This is a genomic window from Bradyrhizobium sp. (assembly GCF_019244115.1).
Classification (GTDB): Bacteria; Pseudomonadota; Alphaproteobacteria; order Rhizobiales; family Xanthobacteraceae; genus Bradyrhizobium.
The window spans coordinates 1-4,501 of the sequence record NZ_JAFATE010000459.1; the positions used below are offsets into that span (position 1 = coordinate 1).

Consider the following 4,501-nt stretch of genomic DNA (forward strand, 5'->3'; position numbering starts at 1 on the left):
CAGATCGGCGTAATATTTGCCGAGCTGGTCGGCCAGAAACATGCCCTTGTAGATCACGGTGCGGCACGACATCGAGCAGGGATAATAGCCGGCCATGCCGCGGTCGCGGCGCTGATAGATCGCCTGCGAGATCGACTTGCGCAGGATGTAGAGCTTGCGCTCGAACTCCTCCTCGGTCCTGGCGGCGCCGTTGCGGCCGATGAACACCTGCATGTGCGTCGGCTCGGTCGGCTTAACGCTCTCGCCGAGCGAGGCATTGTCGGTCGGCACGTCGCGCCAGCCGAGCAGCATCAAGCCTTCGGCCTTGATCTGGTCGGCGATGATGCTCTTGATGACGTTGCGCCACGCCGTCTCGCGCGGCATGAACAGCGCGCCGATGGCGTATTCGCCGGGGTCGGGCAGCTGGAAGCCGATCTCGGCCGCCTTGCGCACAAAGAAGCGATGCGGAATTTGCACTAATATGCCGGCGCCGTCGCCGAAGCGCGGGTCGGCGCCGACGGCGCCGCGATGTTCGAGATTGCAGAGAATGTTCAGCGCATCGGAAACGATCTGATGCGACTTCTTGCCCTTGATGTTGGCGATGAAGCCGACGCCGCAGGAATCCTTTTCCAGTGACAGGTCGTAGAGGCCTTCGGCCGCGGGACGCCAGGTATGTTCAAAGCTATGCTCACGTGTTTCAACGTCGGCCGGTTTGATGTTGCAAGCCGCCGACAGCGCATCGTGAAGGATGCTTTCGCTCTCAAAGCTCGACCCGCTCATATCAGTCCTCTCAAGACACGTGATGTCTTCAACGTTCCCGGCGTCATCCTCCGGCGCACCTTGGGCGTCCGCGGCACCGCAAGGCCACCGCTCGTCCGCCAAAGCGAGCCGCATTTTCAGAATTCAGGGTTTTGGCCTCACGTCCCCGACGAACGGCCTTCCCTGTTACCTCTCCAGCGCCTCTCGCGCTGAAATTTCATTGCATTCCTTGTGCCAGTTCTGCAACGAAATTTGAGACAGTAATCCTGTCCTAACTTGCACCATGCCAAATTTTTATCTATCACACAAGCGCGTGAAAGTCCTCATGGGCTTGTTTTCCTCGGGATTGTCCGTATCGCGTCCCGGCCGGCGGCCGGGCACCGGCGGTGCTGCGAAAGACCAAAGGACGCTGCCGATTAGCATCCCGTGGCCGCCCCCCGGCGATGCTGCCATGCTCACGCGAACGTGCGGTCGCCGAAGCGCGTGAGGCGCGTGGAACCTGTGTTTGGGGCAGATGGTGCCGCGATCCCGCCCAAGGACCGCCGAAATCACCCCCGACCCTGTCGCGCAGTTTTACTTTGAGTCAGAGCGCTTCAGCGCGGGGGCGCAATCGGGGCGTTTGAGGAGCGATTATAGCGATGAGATTGCTCGCAGGATGGGCTGCCGGTTGCTGTCTGGTGCTGGCCGCCTCGACCGCATCAGCACAAGGCCCCGGACCTTACGCGTCGCCTTACGGAAGAGCGTCCGATTTCGACGACCCCTATTACACGCCGATGGCGCCCCGGGGACCGCTGAGCCGCGGCGACGGGATCGGCCTTGTGCCGCCGCACGAAGTCTTCGCCGCCATGCGCGAGGCCGGCTTCCTGCCGACCGGAGTCCCGCGCCTGCGCGGCTTCACCTATGTGATCAACGCCATCGACCGCCGCGGTGGTGATGGGCGGCTGGTGGTTGATGCCCGGACCGGCGAGATCGTCAACTTCGTGCCGTCAGAGGGTTACGAGGAAGGCATGAGCGGCCCGCCAGGCGGTCCTTACGGTCCGCGCGGCGCTCCGCCGCTGCCGCCTCCGCCGCTGCCGGCGATGTCGAATGCGCCACGGCCGCCGGCCGCGATCCCGCACGTTGCGAGCCGCACGGTGCCTCAGCCCATGCCACGGCCTGCTGCGGCTGCGCCGCAAGCGGCTGCACGGCCCGAGGCCGCTCCGCAACCGCCGCAACAACCGGCCGCCTCGGAAGCGAAGCCTGCACCCGTCACCGCTGCTGCTGCTCCTGCCGCGCCGTCTTCGCCCGCGCCGACGGTCGGCCAGGTCAAACCGGCGCCACAGGGGTCACAGATCTTGCCGACCCAACCGATGCCGGAGGCGCAGGGTCTGGAATTTTAGCGTTTTTTCCAAGAGCTCCATACGGCGGATCACGAAGCAGGAAACGCCCCGGTTCTGCCGGGGCGTTTTTCGTCTCCACTTGCGGCGCGCCGGCCAGATCGGCAGAGCCAAAAAAACGCCCCGGTTGCCCGGGGCGTTCTGAGGTTTCAGGGGAGGCTGAAGTCGGATGCGATCAGGCTGCGGCCTTTTCGGCGGAGCCGTTCACCACTTGCGGCGCGGCGGTCGCGCCGGTTGCGATCGGAATCGAGCGCGGCTTCTTGGCTTCAGGGATCTCGCGCACGAGATCGACATGGAGCAGGCCGTGCTCGAGCGAGGCGTTCTTCACCACCACGAAATCGGCGAGCTGGAATACGCGTTCGAAGGCGCGCGCGGCGATGCCGCGATAAAGCACTTCGCCCTTGTCCTTGCCGTTCTCACTCCCGGCCTTCTCGCCCTTGATCGTCAGCGTGTTCTCTTTCGCGACGATGGACAGTTCATCCTGGGCGAAGCCGGAGACGGCGACGGTGATGCGATAGGCGTTCTCACCGGTGCGCTCGATATTGTAAGGCGGATAGCCGGGGCTGGCATCGGCGGTGGCGCGATCGAGCAGCGAAAACAGGCGGTCGAAACCGACGGTGGAACGATAGAAGGGAGCGAGATCGTAGGTACGCATGGCAAAGTCCTCCATTGAGCGACTGTTTGAAGTAACCCGCCCGCCATCGGGCCGGGCTTGTCTGTGCAGCCTTCAAGTGCGTGAAACACTGGTCGCGGCCTGCACGATGGTGATATGGGAGAAACTTCTGGGGCGTTCAAGAGGGCGGGATTTGCAGCTTTTCCTCAACCTTTTCCGGTCTCCGCCCCTTGATTCCCGCTTGTATCGACCTATCCGATCCCATCCATGACGCTCGTCTCGATTCCCGCCAATCCCGTTCCCGACAACGTCGTGACCGGCACCGTCAAGACCATCGACGGCGCCGAACTGCGTTTCGCACGCTGGTCGCCGACCTCGGGCCGCAAGGGCACGGTCTGCGTGTTCTCCGGCCGCAGCGAGATGATCGAGAAGTATTTTGAGACGGTGCGCGATCTGCTGGAGCGCGGCTTTACGGTGGCGATGATCGACTGGCGCGGCCAGGGCCACTCCTCGCGCCGCCTGCGCGATCCGCGCAAGGGCTATGTGCGTGACTTCGCGGACTACGAAATCGACGTCGAGACCTTTGTCCAGCATGTGGTGCTGCCGGATTGCCCGCCGCCGTTCTTCGCGCTGGCCCATTCGATGGGCGGCACCGTGCTGCTGCGCACTGCCTATGCCGGCAAGCGCTGGTTCGACCGCATGGTGCTGTCGGCGCCGATGATCGACCTGCCGGGACGCGCGACGTCGTTTGCGGTGCGCGCGCTGCTTCGCACCATGCGCCTCGCCGCGCAGGGCGGCCGCTATGTCCCGGGCGGCGATGATGTCCTGAGTGGCACCCAGCCCTTCCTGAACAATCCCGTCACCTCCGATCCCGTGCGCTATGCCCGCAACGCCGCGATCCTCGACGAGGATCCCACCCTCGGCATCGCCTCGCCGACGGTGGCCTGGGCCGATACCGCCTTTCGCGCCATGCACACGTTCCGTGCGACCAACTATCCCTCGCAGATCCGCCAACCGATCCTGATGCTGGCCGCCTCCAACGATAGCGTGGTATCGACGCCGGCGATCGAGGAGTTCGCCTATCATCTGCGCGCGGCCCGCCATCTCGTGATCGCCGGGAGCAAGCACGAGATTCTGCAGGAGCAGGATCGCTACCGCGAACAGTTTTGGGCGGCGTTCGATGCCTTCGTGCCGGGCACGCCGCTGTTCAAGTGATCGAAGCCCTTGCGCTGAAGGAGCCTCATCGATGTTCGGCATTCATGATTTCTGGCTCTTTCTCGCTTCCGGCGTCTTGCTCAACATCGCGCCCGGACCGGACACCGCCTATGTGGCGGCGCGCAGCGTGCAACTGGGCTGGCGCGGCGGGGTTGCCGCGGCGTTCGGCATTTCGACCGGCTGCCTGACCCATGTCTTCGCGGCCGCGGTCGGTCTGTCGGCGCTGCTGATGGCGTCGGCGACCGCGTTCACCGCGGTGAAATGGATCGGTGCGGCCTACCTCTGCTATGTCGGTCTCACCATGCTGCTGTCACGTACGCTTCCTGCGGACGAAACCGCGTCGCGCGAGCATGCCACGGTCGCGCTGGCGCGGGTGTTCTGGCAGGGCGCGCTGACCAACGCGCTGAACCCGAAAGTGGCGCTGTTCTTTCTCGCCTTCCTGCCGCAATTTGTCGATGCGTACGCACCGCACAAGGGGCTCGCATTCCTGGCGCTCGGCCTGATGTTCATTTCCAGCGGCACCGTGTGGTGTCTGACCGTCGCCATCGTCGCGGCCCGC

4 protein-coding genes and 1 pseudogene are annotated in these 4,501 nt (G+C 64.4%); 3 read left to right on the plus strand and 2 right to left on the minus strand.

What is annotated here, in order from left to right; all coding sequences use genetic code 11:
• Positions 1-759 (minus strand): annotated as a pseudogene (locus tag JOZ76_RS20125) (glutamate synthase subunit alpha); the annotation flags it as partial.
• Between the two features lie 617 nt (positions 760-1,376).
• On the opposite strand from JOZ76_RS20125, the gene JOZ76_RS20130 reads away from it, so the two are divergent.
• Complete coding sequence (locus tag JOZ76_RS20130) at positions 1,377-2,117, plus strand: hypothetical protein (RefSeq protein ID WP_291701120.1); 741 nt, start codon at positions 1,377-1,379, stop codon at positions 2,115-2,117.
• 172 nt (positions 2,118-2,289) lie between these two features.
• Here JOZ76_RS20130 and JOZ76_RS20135 read toward each other — a convergent pair whose 3' ends face one another.
• Entirely contained in the window at positions 2,290-2,769 is a 480-nt protein-coding gene (locus tag JOZ76_RS20135; protein ID WP_291701122.1) for an Hsp20 family protein, read from the minus strand.
• A gap of 225 nt (positions 2,770-2,994) precedes the next feature.
• Between JOZ76_RS20135 and JOZ76_RS20140 the strand changes: the two genes are divergently transcribed.
• Together JOZ76_RS20140 and JOZ76_RS20145 are read left to right on the plus strand one after the other, a co-directional pair.
• The gene (locus JOZ76_RS20140) at positions 2,995-3,942 is read left to right on the plus strand and encodes an alpha/beta fold hydrolase (RefSeq protein WP_291701124.1); all 948 of its coding nucleotides are present in this window, start codon (positions 2,995-2,997) and stop codon (positions 3,940-3,942) included.
• A 31-nt stretch (positions 3,943-3,973) separates the two neighbouring features.
• The coding region (locus JOZ76_RS20145; protein WP_291701126.1) for a LysE family translocator at positions 3,974-4,501 on the plus strand (528 nt) is incomplete at its 3' end.